16 protein-coding genes are annotated in these 16,677 nt (G+C 60.3%); 5 read left to right on the forward strand and 11 right to left on the reverse strand.

Translation table 11 applies throughout. The features are described from left to right. Positions 1 to 40: 40 nt before the first annotated feature. From AC1D3C_RS05610 to AC1D3C_RS05635, 6 genes are all read right to left on the reverse strand, one after another. Positions 41 to 823 (reverse strand): ABC transporter ATP-binding protein, encoded by a 783-nt coding sequence (locus AC1D3C_RS05610; RefSeq protein ID WP_040125029.1) that lies wholly within the window; start codon positions 821 to 823, stop codon positions 41 to 43. Next, positions 820 to 1,542, reverse strand: a complete 723-nt coding sequence (locus tag AC1D3C_RS05615) for an ABC transporter permease (RefSeq protein WP_477482165.1) — start codon at positions 1,540 to 1,542, stop codon at positions 820 to 822. The genes AC1D3C_RS05610 and AC1D3C_RS05615 overlap by 4 nt, the downstream gene beginning before the upstream one ends. Further along, a complete protein-coding gene (locus tag AC1D3C_RS05620) occupies positions 1,542 to 2,261 on the reverse strand; it encodes an ABC transporter permease (protein WP_477482166.1) in 720 nt (239 codons plus the stop codon). Before AC1D3C_RS05620 ends, AC1D3C_RS05615 begins: the two co-directional genes overlap by 1 nt. 94 nt (positions 2,262 to 2,355) lie before the next feature. Next, positions 2,356 to 3,201, reverse strand: coding sequence for a transporter substrate-binding domain-containing protein (locus AC1D3C_RS05625; RefSeq protein ID WP_477482167.1), 846 nt, complete (start codon positions 3,199 to 3,201; stop codon positions 2,356 to 2,358). Between the two features lie 48 nt (positions 3,202 to 3,249). Next, a complete protein-coding gene (locus AC1D3C_RS05630) occupies positions 3,250 to 4,932 on the reverse strand; it encodes a M28 family peptidase (protein WP_477482168.1) in 1,683 nt (560 codons plus the stop codon). Then, positions 4,925 to 6,349, reverse strand: coding sequence for a M20 family metallopeptidase (locus AC1D3C_RS05635; RefSeq protein ID WP_477482169.1), 1,425 nt, complete (start codon positions 6,347 to 6,349; stop codon positions 4,925 to 4,927). The genes AC1D3C_RS05630 and AC1D3C_RS05635 overlap by 8 nt, the downstream gene beginning before the upstream one ends. A gap of 119 nt (positions 6,350 to 6,468) precedes the next feature. On the opposite strand from AC1D3C_RS05635, the gene AC1D3C_RS05640 reads away from it, so the two are divergent. Then, complete coding sequence (locus AC1D3C_RS05640) at positions 6,469 to 7,098, forward strand: GntR family transcriptional regulator (protein WP_477482170.1); 630 nt, start codon at positions 6,469 to 6,471, stop codon at positions 7,096 to 7,098. A gap of 154 nt (positions 7,099 to 7,252) precedes the next feature. Here the strand turns inward: AC1D3C_RS05640 and AC1D3C_RS05645 are convergent, their stop codons facing one another. Genes AC1D3C_RS05645 through AC1D3C_RS05660 form a run of 4 tightly spaced genes read right to left on the reverse strand, consistent with a single transcriptional unit; the run spans position 7,253 to position 10,222 of the window. After that, on the reverse strand, positions 7,253 to 8,056 hold the full coding sequence (locus AC1D3C_RS05645) for an ABC transporter ATP-binding protein (protein ID WP_247136269.1): 804 nt from the start codon (positions 8,054 to 8,056) through the stop codon (positions 7,253 to 7,255). Further along, positions 8,050 to 8,772 (reverse strand): ABC transporter permease, encoded by a 723-nt coding sequence (locus tag AC1D3C_RS05650; protein WP_247136270.1) that lies wholly within the window; start codon positions 8,770 to 8,772, stop codon positions 8,050 to 8,052. The genes AC1D3C_RS05645 and AC1D3C_RS05650 overlap by 7 nt, the downstream gene beginning before the upstream one ends. Continuing rightward, positions 8,772 to 9,497 (reverse strand): ABC transporter permease, encoded by a 726-nt coding sequence (locus AC1D3C_RS05655; RefSeq protein ID WP_477482171.1) that lies wholly within the window; start codon positions 9,495 to 9,497, stop codon positions 8,772 to 8,774. The genes AC1D3C_RS05650 and AC1D3C_RS05655 overlap by 1 nt, the downstream gene beginning before the upstream one ends. A gap of 20 nt (positions 9,498 to 9,517) precedes the next feature. Beyond that, the gene (locus AC1D3C_RS05660; RefSeq protein WP_477482172.1) at positions 9,518 to 10,222 is read right to left on the reverse strand and encodes a GntR family transcriptional regulator; all 705 of its coding nucleotides are present in this window, start codon (positions 10,220 to 10,222) and stop codon (positions 9,518 to 9,520) included. A gap of 186 nt (positions 10,223 to 10,408) precedes the next feature. On the opposite strand from AC1D3C_RS05660, the gene speB reads away from it, so the two are divergent. The 4 genes from speB to AC1D3C_RS05680 all read left to right on the forward strand — a co-directional run bounded on the left by speB (position 10,409) and on the right by AC1D3C_RS05680 (position 15,454). Beyond that, entirely contained in the window at positions 10,409 to 11,470 is a 1,062-nt protein-coding gene (gene speB, locus AC1D3C_RS05665) for an agmatinase (RefSeq protein ID WP_477482173.1), read from the forward strand. A gap of 61 nt (positions 11,471 to 11,531) precedes the next feature. Next, complete coding sequence (locus AC1D3C_RS05670; RefSeq protein ID WP_477482174.1) at positions 11,532 to 12,365, forward strand: lysine/arginine/ornithine ABC transporter substrate-binding protein; 834 nt, start codon at positions 11,532 to 11,534, stop codon at positions 12,363 to 12,365. A 102-nt stretch (positions 12,366 to 12,467) separates the two neighbouring features. Beyond that, positions 12,468 to 13,850 carry an aspartate aminotransferase family protein gene (locus tag AC1D3C_RS05675; RefSeq protein ID WP_477482175.1) on the forward strand — a complete coding sequence of 461 codons (1,383 nt, stop codon included), beginning with the start codon at positions 12,468 to 12,470 and terminating at the stop codon, positions 13,848 to 13,850. Positions 13,851 to 13,861: 11 nt separating this feature from the next. Then, positions 13,862 to 15,454: a gamma-glutamyltransferase family protein gene (locus AC1D3C_RS05680; protein ID WP_477482176.1), complete on the forward strand. Its 1,593-nt coding sequence runs from the start codon at positions 13,862 to 13,864 to the stop codon at positions 15,452 to 15,454. A gap of 49 nt (positions 15,455 to 15,503) precedes the next feature. Here the strand turns inward: AC1D3C_RS05680 and AC1D3C_RS05685 are convergent, their stop codons facing one another. Further along, positions 15,504 to 16,646: an enolase C-terminal domain-like protein gene (locus tag AC1D3C_RS05685; protein ID WP_477482367.1), complete on the reverse strand. Its 1,143-nt coding sequence runs from the start codon at positions 16,644 to 16,646 to the stop codon at positions 15,504 to 15,506. Positions 16,647 to 16,677: the final 31 nt, after the last annotated feature.

Consider the following 16,677-nt stretch of genomic DNA (forward strand, 5'->3'; position numbering starts at 1 on the left):
TCAGTTCCCTCTCTTTGTTTGGGTCGAATGGTGGAGCGGCTCAGCCGCTGATGAATTTTCGGAAGCGCTCGGACTTCGCGTTGGTGAACATGTCCTGCGGCCGGCCTTCCTCTTCGATGGCGCCCTGGTGCAGGAAGATGACACGGCTCGAGACATCGCGGGCAAAGCCCATCTCGTGCGTGACGACCAGCATGGTGCGGCCTTCTTCGGCAAGCGCGCGCATGACGCGCAGCACTTCGCCGACGAGTTCCGGGTCGAGCGCCGAGGTCGGCTCGTCGAACAGCATCACCTTCGGCCGCATGGCAAGCGCGCGGGCGATGGCGGCACGTTGCTGCTGGCCGCCGGAAAGATGCGCCGGGTAATGATTGCGCTTGTCGGCAATACCCACCTTGGCCAGCAGAGCTTCCGCCTCTTCCAGGCATTCGGCGCGCGAACGCTTCTGCACGTGTAGCGGCGCCTCCATGACGTTTTCGAGCACCGTCTTGTGGGACCAGAGATTGAAGCTCTGGAACACCATGCCGAGTTCGGAGCGGATACGCTCCACCTGCCGGCGGTCGGCAATACGGCTCTTGCCGGAGCCGGTCGGCTTCATGCGGATGGTCTCGCCGGCAACGGTGATTTCGCCGGCATCGGGCGTCTCGAGCATATTGATGCAGCGGAGCATGGTCGACTTGCCGGAACCGGAGGAGCCGAGGATCGAGACGACCTCGCCCTCGCGCGCCTCCATGTCGATGCCCTTCAGCACTTCGACCGGACCGAAACTCTTGCGAAGCCCGCGCAGGGTGATGGCCGCCGGTGCGGGTGGATTGGTCGAAGGCGTCATCTAGCGGCTCCCGTGGATGTGCTGGGCAAGGCCGCAGGCTGGCGCAGGTGCGGGCTCAGTTGATACTCGGCGAGGGCGACAAGCCGGGTGAGGATGAAGTTGATGGCGAGATAGATGGCACCGGCGACGACGAAGACTTCGATCGCCCGATAGGTCTCGGAAATCAGCTTGGCCGCGACGCCGGTCACTTCCATGATGGTGATGATCGAGGCAAGCGACGTCGCCTTCACCATCGAGATCATCTCGTTGGAATAACCCGGCAGGGCCTGGCGGATTGCGAGCGGCAGGGCAATGCGCCGGAAGGTCATGAAACGGGACATGCCGCAGGCGCGCGCCGCTTCGATCTGACCGAACGGGACCGAGAGCAGCCCGCCGCGGATGATCTCGGCGGAATAGGCGGCGGTGTTCAGCATCAGGGCAATGACGGCGCACCAATAGGGGTCGCGCAGCACCACCCAGAATATACTCTGGCGGACCTCGCGAAACTGACCAAGGCCGTAATAGATCAGGAAGATCTGGACGAGCAGCGGTGTTCCGCGGAAGACGAAGATATAGGCCCTCGCGAACCAGTCGAGCGGCAGCATGCCGGACAGCCGGCAGAGTGCCAGGCCGAGGGCCAGGAATGCGCCGAGCACGATCGCACTCGCGGCAAGCTGCAGCGTCAGCGGCACCGCGGCAACGAGGCTCAGGAAGGTCTCGTAGAGAAACGGCAGATCCATCAACCCCTCCTGACGCCGCGCGTGAAGCGCTTTTCGCTGAGTTGCAGGAAACCTCCGGAAATCGTCGAGATAGCCAGGTAGATGGCAGCGGCGATGACGTAGAAATCGAAGGGCAGGCCGGTGGAGCCGGCGCCGATCTGCGACTGCCGAAGGAGTTCGACAACGCCCGTGACCGAAACCAGCGCGGACTCCTTCAGCACGACCTGCCAGACATTGCCCATGCCGGGAATTGCGTGGCGAAGCGTCAACGGCGCCAGGATCCTGCGAAACCGCAAGGAGCGCGACATGCCGCAGGCGATCGCCGCCTCCAGCTCGCCGGAATGCACCGCCCGAAAGGCGCCGCGAAAGACCTCCGTCTGCTGTGCGCCGGAGGTGATGCCGACGGCGAGCGCGCCGGCCAGGAAGCCCGGAAAGCCGATGAAGCCTTCAGCGCCGAACAACCTGCCGATCGCGGTCACGGCAGCGCTGCCGCCGAAATAGAAGAGATAGATGACCAGAAGATCGGGTATGCCACGCAGAACGGTGGTGTAGAAACCCGCCATCCCCCGCGTCACCGGACCGCCCGAGACCTTCGCCCAGGCACCGAAGACGCCGATCACGCCACCGATCGCAAAGCCGGCGATGGCGATCAGGACCGTCATGACGGTGGCTGCGGCAAGGGCCATGCCCCAGCCATTCGGGCCGGTTCCGATCAGATCCAGTATTGTCGGCTGGTTCATGGAGACCTCATCCACATGGAGGTTTGTTCATGTCCAGATCCCGGCGTCACGGCACGAGAGCGCGACTTGCGCACCTCGCGCCGGGTCCGCCGGGTCAGAACGATGGCGTCAGGTCCAGCTTGCTCCACTTTTCGGAGAGCTTTTTGATGACGCCGTCCGCAGCCGCCGACTTGATGGCTGCGTCGAACTTCTCCTTCAGATCGGTCTCGCCCTTGCGCATGCCCATGGCGACTTCCGTCGCCAGCATGGCACCCTTCATCAGCGGTCCGACCATCGCCAGATCCTCGTTCCCCGGCTTGGCAAGTGCGGTGGTGCCATAGACGCCACTATCGAAACCGGCATCGATGCGGCCGGCCTTGAGGTCGAGATCGCGTTCGCCCGAGTTCTTGTAGGTGCGGACGGTGACGCTTTTACCGAAATAGGCGTTGATCAGCTGCTCCTGGCTTGTCGATTGCACGACGCCGATCGTCTTGCCGGAGAGAACACCGCCGATCGTCTTCATGACGGGATCGGCCTTGTCCTTGTCGTTGAGGTTCAGCCGTTCGCCGGTCATCGGCAGCTTGCTGACCGGGCTGTCCTTCAGCGTGATGAAGGTCGCCACTCCGCTCGCATAAGGCACCGTGAAATCGACGACTTCCTTTCGCTTTTCATTGATGCCAAGGGTCATGATGAGGTCGAACTTGCCGGCATTGAGGCTGGGGATCATGGCGCTCCATTCACCGGCGATCAGCTCGCACTCCACCTTGGCGCGCTGGCACAGGTCGTTGATGAGGTCGATATCGAGGCCCGTCAGGTTGCCCTTGGAATCCAGTGCGTTCCATGGGGGGAAGGCGCCTTCGATGCCGACTTTCACATGCGTCCAATCCTTGGCTTCTGCGCTAGGCAGCATGATGGTGAGAGTGGCGGCCAGCGCGGCCGCCCAGAGTTTCCCGGTTTTCATGTCATGTTCCCTTATTTGTTCGTTGCGTTGGAGAGGAAGGTCGGAATGTCATATTCCGTCGATGGCAAGCACCGTGCAGGCCTGTTTCAAGACGGAGCGAATGCGGTTGCGCGTCTGGCGCGCATGAACCGCGAAGAAAGGGGTATCGGCATGCCCTTGCGGCAAGGCGGCCAGTTCGCGAAGCCCTGATAGTGACGGCCAGGCCGGATGCGGAAGAGCATTGTCGTGATGGAAACGGTCACCAAACGTGTAGTTCAACGGAACGAGGAGGCGGGAGGCCTGCCGAAGGCGGTCGTTGATGATCTCGGCGCGAACCGGATCGGTTTCCTCATGCGCGACACCGTTGATCGCTTCGGCACGCCGGCGCAGTTCATCCACCACCGAGATCAGGGCATTCAGATCCATCCGTCCCGCCAGATCGGCGGCCAGGCCGTCGAGTTCATATTTGAGCGAGGCTGCGTAGGCGGTGTAGTCGAGCGGCAGAACGCGGGCATCGAGCAATTCACCGAGCACGCGCAACACGATCTCGGTGTCGCGCTGAAGATTGGCGGGATCGATCTGCTCTTCCGTATCGTGCGGCGTGTGCCACCACCACCCGAGCGCCGTCAGCATCTTCACCGGCCCTGGGGGCTGATGGCTGAGGCTGCCGAACATCGAGGGAACGCCGACGCCCCAGAAGGACTGGTCGGCAGCGCGCCCGTGACGACGGCCGCGATGCACCTGGCCGGTCACCGTTTCGACCGCCCTTGCCGCGACCGCCTTCAATTCGTCGATGACGGCCGAGTTCGTCAGGATGTCGGCGCCTGCACCGCCGGTGGAATCGACATTCACATGCGCAACGCAACGCTGTTCGAGCTCGTCCCAATATTCGTCCGCATACCAGGCGGACCCGGAATAACGGCCGTGGGAATGGCCGGACCAGAAGCAGATGCGCAGGCCCCGCTGCCAGCTCTCACGTCGCTCGGCCAGGAGACGCGCGGCTTCCAGCATCGTGGCGTTGGCTCCGCCATTGTCCATCACGCCGTAGTGCCAGGTATCGTGATGGCCGGAAAACAGGACGAAAGGTGCATCCGGCCGATTATCCGGGAAAAGCTCCGCAACCAGGATGGGCGTCTTGCGCCAGCCCGTATCGACCTCCGTCGTCAGGCGGGCAACAGGCGCCCTGCCGGCGCGGCAGGCCTGACGGAGCCGCTCGCCGTCGTCGCGGGAAATCGTGCAGATCGCCGTCCTTGGCAATTGCTTGCGTGTATATTGCGACGGGCTGCCCCAGACGGGCGACACGCACATTTCGTAGAGGTGTTCGTTGGGGCTGACGTGGAGCTGCCCGATTGCGCCGCGGGCACTTGCAAGGGCCGCGACGTCTTCGGTGGCAATGCCATCGACAAGGATGATGCGCCCCTTGACGTCGATGCTCTCGAAATCGGCTTCGGTGCCTTCTGCGACATAGATGACGTCCGCCGATATGCCTTCACCAGGCGTCGAGACCGACATGGAATGGGTAATGCAGCGGATCGCGTCGCCATCGATTTCGACAGCAGCCTTGCCCGGCAGGCTGATATAGGCGTCGTGCGAGAGAAGCTGCGTCCGATAACCGTAGGAGCCTATCTGCCTTTCCAGATATCGAAAGCTTTCCAGCTCTTCCGCCGTGCCCGAAAGTTTCACCCGTTTGCCGAACTCGTGGATGTGGCCCATCAGGATCTGGCGGTCGGGCTGGAGTTGCGCCTCAGACATCCCGCTTCTCCCGAATGTCTGGCTGGACGTCATCGGGGATCGGATTGATGAAGGGAGTGCCTTCGAGCCGTGCCGCAAAATCGGCTTTCGCTTCCGCAACCAGTTCCGGCTTCAGGATGAGGTCGACCGCGGTCGATGCCATTACCTTGGCCGCATGCGTCATGCCCTTGTGCGCGGCGGGCAGCTTGCCCTGGGCGACGAGCTGCCAGGAATGGCCGGGCGTGCCGATCGCATAGGTGGCGCCGCGCATCTGGACGGTCGGCACGACCCAGCTCACTGTCCCGACATCGGTGGAGCCGACGAGCGTTCCGTCGCCGCTTTCCGGCGGGAAGATGACATCGCAGAGGGACACGCCCTTGCGGACCTTCAACCCGAACCGTCCGAAGGACGCAGCGATATCGGCCTGACTGAAGGTTTCCTGGAATTTTGCGGCGGTCGCCTTGTCCGCCTCGTCGAAAGGCGGCAGGCCGACGCGCTCGATGTGGTTGTGCATCAGCGTTTCGAGCGGCGTATTGCCGACCAGGTTCGCATCGCCACTGACGATCTGGCTGCGCACGGAGGTACCGGTCATCAGGGCCGCGCCGGCCGCCACATCCTTCACGCGGGCCACGAGTTCCAGAAGTTCCGGAAGCGTGCGCGACCGGACGAGATAACGCACCGATGCCTTCGCCTGCACGACGTTCGGTGCATGGCCGCCGGTGTCGGTAATGGCATAGTGGACACGTGCCGTGGACGGCATATGCTCGCGCAGATAATTGACGCCGACATTCATCAGCTCGACTGCGTCGAGCGCGCTGCGTCCCAGATGCGGCGACGCCGCCGCGTGCGACGCACGGCCGGAGAAGTGGAAATTGAGTTCGTTGCAGGCGAGCGAGATCGGATTGTTGACGCCGACGAATGCGGCCGGGTGCCAGGAAATGGCAATGTCGACATCGTCAAAAACGCCGGCACGGACCATGAAGCCCTTTGAGGAGCCGCCCTCTTCGGCCGGGCAGCCATAATAGCGAACGCGGCCCGGAAGATTGTTCGCCTTGAGGTAATCCTTGACGGCGGCGGCCGCCAGCATGGAGCCGGAACCGAGAAGGTTATGCCCGCAGCCATGGCCATGGCCGCCCTCGACCACCGCCTTTACCTCGGCAAGGCCCGCGACCTGGCTGAGGCCGGGCAGGGCGTCATATTCGCCGAGAATGGCGATGACCGGACCGCCTTCGCCGGCCTCGCCCATCACGGCCGTCGGGATGTTCGCGACATTGCGCGTGACCCTGAAGCCCTCGGCTTCCAGCAGTTCGGCATGCGCCGCGGAGGAGCGGAACTCTTCGTAATTGGTCTCCGGAACTTCCCAGATATAGTCGCTAAGCTTGGCAAACCGGGGTGCCTTGCCGTCAACGATCTCCCAGACGTTGTCGAAATTTTTCATTTTGCCTACACATTTCATCCAAAATTGGTACCAATTTATGGGAAGATTCTTCTTTCGGCAAATGAAATTTGTGGCTAGTGATTAGGCAAATCGCCTCCCGGTCGCCTGAGGTTAAACGGATGAACACCCTGCTCGACGAACCCATCGCAGACGGCGAACCAGATGCCACCCAGCTTATCCTTACGGATATCCAGTCCGGAATACTTCAGCCGGGCACATGGCTGAAGCAGGTCGATCTCGAAACGCGCTACGGGCGCGGGCGCAACGAGATCCGCCGCGCGCTCGACCGCCTGGCGCAGAAGCGCGTCGTCGAACACGTGCCGAACCGCGGCTATCACGTTTACAAGGCTGACGGAAAACAAGCCGACGACATTGCCGAGATTCGCATCCTACTGGAAACCGGGGTGGTCCCCAAAGCTGTGGCCGCGGCGACGGCCGACGATATCAGCAACTTGCGCGTCCTGGCCGAGCGGTTCGAAAACCTTATCCTGCACGGCACCGTGCTGGAGCAATATGAAGCCAACTTGAATTTCCATCGTGCCTTCGTCCAGCTGTCCGGTAACGACGAACTGGATGGGATCATTGCGGAACTTCGCCAGCGCACGTCTTCCGCTCCGGTTTCCCAGTGGAAGACGCGGGCGCGAATAGAGCAATCGGCTCGGGAACATCACGAGATGGTCGATCTTCTGGAGGCGGGCAACACCAGTAAGCTGAAGGCGCTGATTGAAAGGCACATCCGACAGAGATAAAGGTGTTCGGTAGATCCTACACTGCGCCGGCGTCGGGTGAGCTTCATCCGCGTTGAAAGGATGCGGCGCAACTTCTGAGCAAGCGGATGCGATCCGGCCTCAAACCGCGCGACATCAGAGAGCTCGGCCTTCAGCCGCCGCGTGTTTTTGCTCGCTATTGCCGGACGCTTGCAAGAAACTGCTGAAATCTCGGTGACTTCGGAGACTGAAAAAGCTCCGCGGGAGAGCCTTCCTCTTCCACGGCTCCCTTGTGAAGAAAAACAACTTTATTCGAGACGTCGCGGGCGAACGCCATTTCATGGGTGACGACCAGCATCGTTCGTCCCTCCTCGGCCAGCGATCGCATGACCTTGAGGACCTCTCCGACCAGCTCCGGATCAAGCGCCGACGTCGGCTCGTCAAACAGCATAACCTTCGGGCGCTGGGCAAGTGCGCGGGCAATTGCAGCACGCTGCTGTTGCCCGCCGGAGAGATGCGATGGATAAAAATGCCGTTTGTCGGCGATACCAACCCGGGCAAGCAGGGCCTCAGCCTCTTCGATACATTCGGCACGACTGCGCCTCTGCACATGGACCGGCGCTTCGATCACGTTTTCCAGGATCGTCATGTGAGACCAGAGATTGAAGTTCTGGAATACCATGCCGACATGCTGGCGGATGCGATCGACCTGGCGGCGATCGGCAGGTTCTGCTTTGCGGCGCCCTTTTTTCATAAGATATGCTTCCCCGGCGATCGAGATTTCGCCGCTATCGGGCACCTCCAGCATATTGATGCAGCGGAGCATCGTCGACTTGCCCGATCCTGACGACCCCAGAATGGAAATGACATCGCCCTCGCGCGCCTCCAGGGAAACGCCCTTCAGCACTTCCAGCGGGCCGAAACATTTGTGCAGGTTTTTTACCGAAACCGTCGGCGTCTTCGTGTTCTCGGCAGCCAAATTTATCCCTCTGCTCAGCATGCAGTTTCCCTAGGTGTCGGAGGCAATGGCGGAAGGCGCAAATGCGGCGAAAGCCAGCATTCCAGGCCGACGAGGATGCGCGTTAGCACGAAATTGATCAGCAGATAGATGGCGCTCGCGACAATGAACACTTCGAACGCTCGGAAACTATCGGCGATCAGCTTTCCCGCCAGGCCGGTGATTTCCATGATCGTGATAACCGATGCGAGAGCCGTCGCCTTTACCATCAGGACGATCTCGTTGCCGTAGGCCGGCAGCGCCTGGCGCAATGCGATCGGGAAAATGATCCGTCGAAACAGGAGAGCGCCGGACATGCCGCACGCGCGGGCGGCTTCCACCTGCTGCGCTGACACCGATTGAAGCGCACCGCGGAAAATTTCGCCCGAATAGGCGGCCGTATTCAGGGTCAAGGCTATGACGGCGCACCAGTAGGGTTCCCGAAATATCGTCCATATACCGAGCGCCTGCAGGGACGGCCGGAATTGCCCCAAGCCGTAGTAGATGAGAAACATCTGAACGAGCAGCGGAGAGCCGCGAAACACGAACACGTAGGCGCTGGCGATTGTGCGCCCGGCCGTTCCACCCAAAACGGACGTCAACGCAATCGAAACGGCAAGAAGTGTCCCGGCGGTGATGGATATGGCGGCCATGCTCAAGGTCAGGGGGAGACCGCCCATCAGGGTTTGGAACGTCTGCGCGAGGAAGTCGAAATCCATCACAATGCCCTCCGAATTCCGCGCAAGCTTCGCGTCTCCAGCCGACGAAAAAGAATGGAGGAGATCCAGGTGATGACGAGATAGAGAACGATGGCGGTGAGGTAGAACTCGAAGGGCTTGCGGGTGGAGCCGGCAGCGATCTGCGACTGACGCAGGATTTCAACGAGGCCGGTGACGGATATCAGCGCAGATTCTTTCAGCACCAGCTGCCACGTGTTGCCAAGACCTGGCACGGCGTAGCGAAGGACGAGAGGGGCAATGATCCTGCGGAACTTCAGCCATGGTCGCATGCCTATCGCGGTGGCGGCTTCGAGTTCTCCACGCGACACGGACTGATAGGCGCCACGCAAGACCTCCGCCTGATAGGCAGCGGAAACGACGCCGAGCGCGATCGTTCCGGTCAAAAACGCGGGCATGCCGATATAACCGTCATATCCGACCATTCCCCCCAAATGACCGAGGATGGCGCTGCCGCCGAAATAAAAGAGATAAATGACGAGAAGATCCGGCACGCCGCGCAAAACGGTCGTGTAACAGTCGCCCGCCCAGCGCACCGCGAGATATCGGGACAGCTTCATGGCAGCAACAAGCGAGCCGATCATGGTGCCTGCGAGAAAACCGCACACCGAAACGGCGACCGTCATAAGCAATGCGGTCAGCAACAGGCTGCCCCAGCCGCCCTGACCAAAACTCACAAGTACCAAGTACTTCTCGATGGCTTCCATAGACTTTCCCGTGCGGCGTCTCAGCCCGAACCGACAGCGCGTCGGTGATGCCAAATACGTTCGAGTTTCGACATGTTCTTCAGCGAGCTCTGCACATGAGCGCTCGCCGCCTTAGCGGCTTCCTCGGGGTTGCGAGCCAATATTGCGTCGGCGATTGCCTTGTGCTCGTCAAAGTCCGTGTGCTCCAGATCGACCCAGAGGACCTCCAGCCAAAGGGCTAGGCGCAGCTGCTGGTAGATCTGATCCGTCGCGCGCACCAGCGCATCGTTCTTTGTTGCCTCGGCGATGACCCGGTGGATATAAAGCCCGAGCTGCAGGTTTTGCGCAGCGTCCGATGGCGTTCGGTTGTCGGAAACTTTGAGGACCGCCATCTGTTCGATGACGTCACGAAGGCGCGCGAGATCCTCGTCCGTCGCCTTCTCGCATGCGAGCTTCGCGGCGCAGACGTCGAGCGCCTCGCGTACGACGAGGAGATTGCAGAAACCCGTAATATCAAGATCGGTGACCGTATAGCCGAGGTTTCGCTGCCCGACGACCAGCCCCTCTTCCTCGAGCTTCATCAACGCCTCCCGCAGAGGCGTGCGGCTCACGCCGAAACGTTTTGCGAGATTGTTTTCCGATAGGCGTTCCGATGGCCGAAGTTGGCCGTTCAGGATCAGATCCTTCAGCTGGCTGTAGGTCGCTTCGCGCAACGAAACCTTTGGCTCTTTGTTTGTCGCAGACACCGAATCCCTCTCAATGCTTCCATCGCTCTCACACAAATAGCGTCAAACTTGATTTGTCATGCTCGTCGTTTGGCCACTTGCATCTTTTTATGGAATACGATTATGTATACAACATTGCGCACATCAATCAATCGCTTTTGCGAGATTGTTTTTCATTGCGTGATCTGAGCGTGGTCAGGAGGTCGGATGATAGAAATTCTCGAGCTTGACGAATTGCGGGCCCGATACTCGGCGGCATCCGGTGGCGACATCTTCGATCCGGATTTCAGTAGGGTGGCAAAGCTCGTTTTCGGGGATGGCGACAGCCGTCAGGCGCCCTATTGTGGAGTGCCGTCGCTGTTGAAAGCGCCTTATCGACCTGACGCCGCGCCCGCTTTTGCTGGGATCGACGTCGCACTCCTTGGTATTCCCATGGATCTCGGCGTGACCAACCGGAGCGGAGCCCGGTTTGGGCCGCGTGCTGTGCGCAATGTCGATCGGGTAGGCCCCTATGAACATGTCCTTCGCGCAGTTCCGACAGCGCAAGTGCGGGTCGCCGATGTCGGCGACGTGCCATTCCGAAGCCGGTTCGATCTGGCTTCGTCGCATGACGATATCGAGAGTTTCGTAGCAGCCATCGTTGCGGCCGGTGTCGTGCCACTGTCAGTTGGTGGTGATCATTCAATCGGGCTGCCCATCCTGCGCGCGATCGGAAAGGAGCGCCCCGTCGGCATGATCCATATCGACGCGCATTGCGATACCGGCGGATCATTCGAAGGCTGCAAGTTCCACCACGGCGGGCCTTTCCGGCAGGCGGTGCTGGACGGCGTTCTCGATCCGAAACGCACGATTCAGATCGGCATCCGGGGTAACTCCGAGTATCTCTGGGAATTCTCGTTTGCGTCAGGAATGACGGTGATCCATGCGGAAGAGGTAGACGAGCTTGGCCTGCAAGCAGTCATCCGCAAAGCGCGCGACGTCGTGGGGGATGGACCAGTCTATGTCAGCTTCGACGTCGATTCGCTGGATCCGGCTTTCGCGCCAGGGACCGGCACACCGGAGGTTGGGGGTCTCTCCTCCGCGCAGGCGCTGGGCCTCCTGCGCGGTCTGAGAGGTCTTGATATCGTCGGCGGCGATGTTGTCGAAATTGCCCCGGAATACGATCCGACAACGAATACCGCACAGGTCGCAGCGCAGGTTCTCTTCGAACTCCTGTGCCTGTCGGCAGAGGCGTTTACGGCTCGCACGTCAGGAAAGGAAAATATCTGACGGGCAGATTTGGTTGCAACCGCTCCGTTCAAAACGGGCACAAGAAAAAGGGGAATGAACAATGAAAAAGACCATTATAGCAATCATCGCCACCACGCTGGCGGCTGGCGCTGCCTACGCACAATCGAAGCCAACGGAAATCAAGATCGCCACGGAAGGTGCCTACGAGCCGTGGAATTTCACGGGACCAGACGGCAAGCTCCAGGGGTTTGAAATCGATCTCGCAACCGATCTCTGCGGCCGCATGAAAGTCAAATGCACGATCGTAGCGCAGGATTGGGATGGCCTGATCCCCTCGCTGAACGCCAAGAAATTCGATGCAATCATGGCGTCGATGATCGTCACCCCGAAACGCCTGGAGGTGATTGCCTTCAGCAAGCCTTATGCTTCAACGGCTGCGGCTTTCATGGTGCAGAAGGACGGACCGTTGGCAAACCTGCCGGGCACCGGCACGGTCGTGGACCTGAATGGTGACAGCGCAACGCTTGATGCGGCATTGAAGCCGCTTGAGGGCGCCCTCAAAGGCAGCAATGTCGGCGCGCAGGTATCGACCGCAAATGTCGCCTTTCTCGATAAGTATTTCAAAGGCACCCTGAAAACACGCGAATACAAGACGACCGAGCAGCACGATCTCGATCTGCAGGCCGGTCGCATCGATGCCGTCGTCGCCCAGAAGACGGCTCTGACGGCGACGCTCTCGAAAGCCGATTTCAAGGACTACAAGATTGCCGGCCCGACATTCACCGGCGGCGTCTTCGGCCAGGGCATCGGCGCAGGATTGCGCAAGGACGATACCGCCCTGAAGGCGATGTTCGATGCTGCGATCGAGGCAGCCAAGGCCGACGGAACGATCGACAAGCTCGCCAAGAAATGGATCAAGACCAGCGTCGATTAATGCTTGGATCTGGAAAGCGAATGGACCCGGCAGGCGCGGAGCGCGCTTGCCGGTTCCCAACAAAACAGGCGCACCTGCGCTCGATAAATCAGGAGACACCAAGTGACGGTTTTGCCAAACTCCCTGGAAGCGCGCGATGCGGCCTTTGTATTGCACCCCTATACGAACGCATCGCAGCATCTGAAAGACGGGCCGCTGTTGATCGCGAAAGGCGACGGTGTCCACGTCATCGATAGTGATGGCAACCGCTACATCGAGGCCTTGGGCGGGCTCTTTTGTGCGTCGCTCGGATTCAGCGAGACGCGCCTCGTGGAAGCGGCATACCGGCAGATGCAGGAATTGCCTTTTTACCACAGCTTTGGCGGCAAGTCGCACGAGACCGCAATCGAATTGGCCGAGCGGCTGATCAAACTCGCGCCTGTTCCGATGTCGAAGGTGTTCTTTGCCAATTCGGGGTCGGAAGCAAACGACACGGCGATGAAGCTGGTTTGGTACTATCACAACGCCATCGGCAAGCCCGAGAAGAAGAAGATCATCTCGCGGATGAGAGCCTATCACGGTGTGACGATCGCCTCGGCAAGCCTGACGGGACTTGCGAACAATCATCGAGACTTCGACCTGCCGATCGACAGGGTCCTCCATACCGATTGCCCGGAATTCTATCGTTATGGGCTTGAAGGCGAGAGCGAGGAAGAGTTTGCAACACGATGCGCAGAATCGCTTGAGCGTCTCATTCTCCAGGAAGGACCGGAGACGATCGGAGCGTTTTTTGCCGAGCCGCTGATGGCGTCGGGTGGGTGCATCGTCCCGCCGGCGACCTACTATGAAAAAGTTCAGGCAATCCTGCGCCGCTACGATATTTTGCTGATCGCCGACGAAGTCATTTGCGGCTTTGGCCGCCTGGGAACGATGTTCGGATCGGAAAGCTTCGGCATGCGGCCTGACATGATCACCATGGCAAAGCAGCTTTCAGCCGCTTACCAGCCGATTTCGGCAATCATGATCAACGAGAAGGTCCATCAGTCGATCGTCGCGGAAAGCGAAAAGATCGGCACCTTCGGTCACGGCTTCACTTATAGCGGCCATCCAGTGGCCACCGCCGTCGCGCTGGAAACACTGAAAATCTACGAGGAGCGTGACATCCTTGGACATGTTCAGTCCGTTGCGCCGTTATTTCAGGAGCGTCTGCGTGACCTCGGCGAGCATCCGCTTGTCGGCAACGCACGCGGCCGCGGCATGATCGGGACGCTCGAACTTGTCCGCAACAAGGCGACTCGGGAAGCGTTCAAGCCGACCGATGGCGTCGCGATCCAGGCCGGAAAACGCGCCCAGGCGCATGGCGTAATCACGCGTGCGCTTGGCGACAACTTTTCTTTTTGCCCGCCGCTGATCATGACAGAGACCGAAATCAACGAGATGTTCGATCGGTCTCAAGTTGCCATCGATGAGACTTACGGCTGGGCGAAAACGTGCGGCCTGATTTGAAGGGATCCATCATGCGGAATTTTGAAAAACCGGGACGGTCGGTCGCCATCGGCCGTAATGGAATGGCTGCGACCTCACATCCGATGGCGACGCTTGCCGCGCTTGAAATCCTGAAGGCGGGAGGCGCCGCTATCGATGCGGCCGTCGGGGCTTGCGCTGTCCAATGCGTCGTCGAAGCGGGTTCAACCGGCGTCGGCGGCGATTGCTTCGCTCTCCTGAGCACCAACGGCGGGGCTGACGTGGTCGCCTTCAACGGATCGGGGCGAACGCCCGCGGCCGCTGATCTGTCCTGGTACCAGAGTCAGGGGATCCGGACGATCGAACGATTTTCGCCGCACGCCGTGACCGTGCCCGGCGCCGTCGACGCCTGGACTCGCCTCGTTGCGGATCATGGTCGGATGCCGATGGAAGACGTGTTGTCGCAGGCAATATCGTTTGCACGCGAGGGTTATGGAATAACGTCCCGCGTCGCCGCCGACATCTCGCACCAGGAGGAATTGCTGAAGCGCGACCCGTCTTGTCGGCGCATATTCCTCGTTGACGGCAAGGCCCCCGATGTCGGCGCGGTCCAATATCAGCCAGAGCTGGCCGGCACGCTTGAGGCCATAGGGCGCGAGGGCCGCGATGCCTTTTATCGTGGCGGCATCGCCGAAGAGATGGTTTCTCATCTTGCCGCGCATGGCGGCCTTCACACGACCGACGATTTCGCCACCGCGGGCGGCGAGTATGTCAAGCCGATCAGCGCCAGCTATCGCGGTTGGGATGTCCATGAATGTCCACCCAACGGTCAAGGCATCATCGCACTCCTGATCCTGAAGATACTGGAGCGCTTCGCACCGGCCGGAGATCCGCTCGATCCTGAAAACCTCATCGTGGAGGTCGAAGCGACGAGACTGGCTTATGCGGCACGCGACAGATGGGTCGCAGATGCTTCCACATCTGAAACTCCTGTCGACTTTCTCATGTCCGATGCGCTTGCCGATGAACTTGCTGCAAAGATTGACCGTAAGGCCCCAGTAGATGCCAAGGCCATCCTCGGCGGCGTCGAACACTCCGACACGGTCTACATCTCAGTCGTCGACAAAGATCGCAATGCCGCGAGTTTCATCAATTCGATATTCCACCCCTACGGAAGCGGCCTGATGGCGCCGAAGTCGGGCGTGCTTTTCCATAACAGGGGTCAAAGTTTCACGCTCGAAGAGGGCCATCCCAATGCCATTGCACCCCGCAAGCGGCCGATGCACACGATCATCCCCGGCATGGTGACGAAGGGCGGGCGAACGATGATGTCCTTTGGCGTCATGGGCGGCCATTACCAGGCGATGGGGCATGCCCAATTCCTCTCCAAGTTGATCGACTACGGTCTCGACATCCAGGGCGCCATCGATCTCCCACGCCTCTTCCCGCTGCCAGGAACGGCAACGGTCGAGATGGAAGAAAGCCTTCGCCAGTCTGCCGGCGACTATTTCACGGCCAGGGGCTTCAAAGTGCAGCCGCCGAACTGGGCAATCGGCGGCGCCCAGGCCATATGGATCGATTGGGAACACGGAACGCTTCACGGCGCGTCGGATCATCGCAAGGACGGTTGCGCCTTGGGATATTGATCGCGGTGGGACCTCAGCCATGGATTGGCTGACGCGCCGTTGATGAGCGTCAAGCGAGGTATGGCAAACGAGGGTTTGTCGGGGCCGCACCAAGTTCCGATCGGTCGAGGCGCTTGGGCCGACACCAATCCTTGCGGGCCGCTTCGCTGAGAACAAGTCCATGGCCCGGACGGTTTGGTGCGAATGCAAAACCGTCCTTGATCTCGACAGGCTGCTCCACCAGGTGATCGAAATTCTGGAACGAATATTCGAGCCATTCGACTTCCGGAAGTGCGACGGCCATGTGCACTCCGACTTCCAGGAACGTATTGCCCAGGCTGATCGGGACGCCAAGCTCGGCCGCAAGCCAACCGATCCGCATGACGTCTGTCACCTGGCCATGGACGTTCAGCAGATCGGTCCCGAAATTTTCCATAAGGATCCGTTTTCCCGTTGCGTCGAGATATTCTCCACTGTTGATCTGCGTCCAGTTGACCGCGTGACGGAGTGTCCGGAGCCCCTCGAAGTCATGGCGCAGAATTGGGTCTTCAACCCATAACAGATCATGGCCGGCGTCGCGGATCGCCGTAAGCTTCACCAGGGCTTCCTTCGAATTCCAGGCCTCGTTGGGATCGATCATGATATGTGAACCGGCAGGCACGACTTCCTTCAACAAATCGAGACGACGCATATCCCGTTTGAAGTCCGGATGGCCCACCTTGATCTTGAATGCCGTGTATCCCAGGCTCGCGGCATGTGAGAACAGCGCGCAGAACGCTTCGTCGCCGAGGTGAAAGTCGAGACCGCTGGCATAGGCGCGAACACGGTCACGACGGCTGCCGAGCAGCGTGTGAAGCGGTAATCCGACTTCCTTGGCGGCGAGGTCCCACGATGCGACCTGCAGCGCCTCGTGAAATGGCAGCGAAAAGGCGCGCTGGTTGCCGCCCCTCGGGCGATGTACGCGATGGACTAACGCGATCGCTTCCTGGCCCTCGATGCCAGGCCAAACCTCGTTTGCAAAAACCGCCTCGATCTCGGCTTGATCCGGGAGGGGATGAAAGAGAGTCTGGATAAAGCCCAGCCCGATCTTTCCGCTTTCGCCCACAAGTTCGAGAGCAGCGAYGTTGACGTCGTCGGCTCGGACCTGACTGTCTCCGATTACCCTGTCGCGGGCGAACTGAAATCGGGTTATACGGAATTCTGATAGGGGCATAACAGCGCTCTCTGATCGTTTTAATTTGTCA

The organism is Neorhizobium sp. P1_A6 (assembly GCF_056406795.1).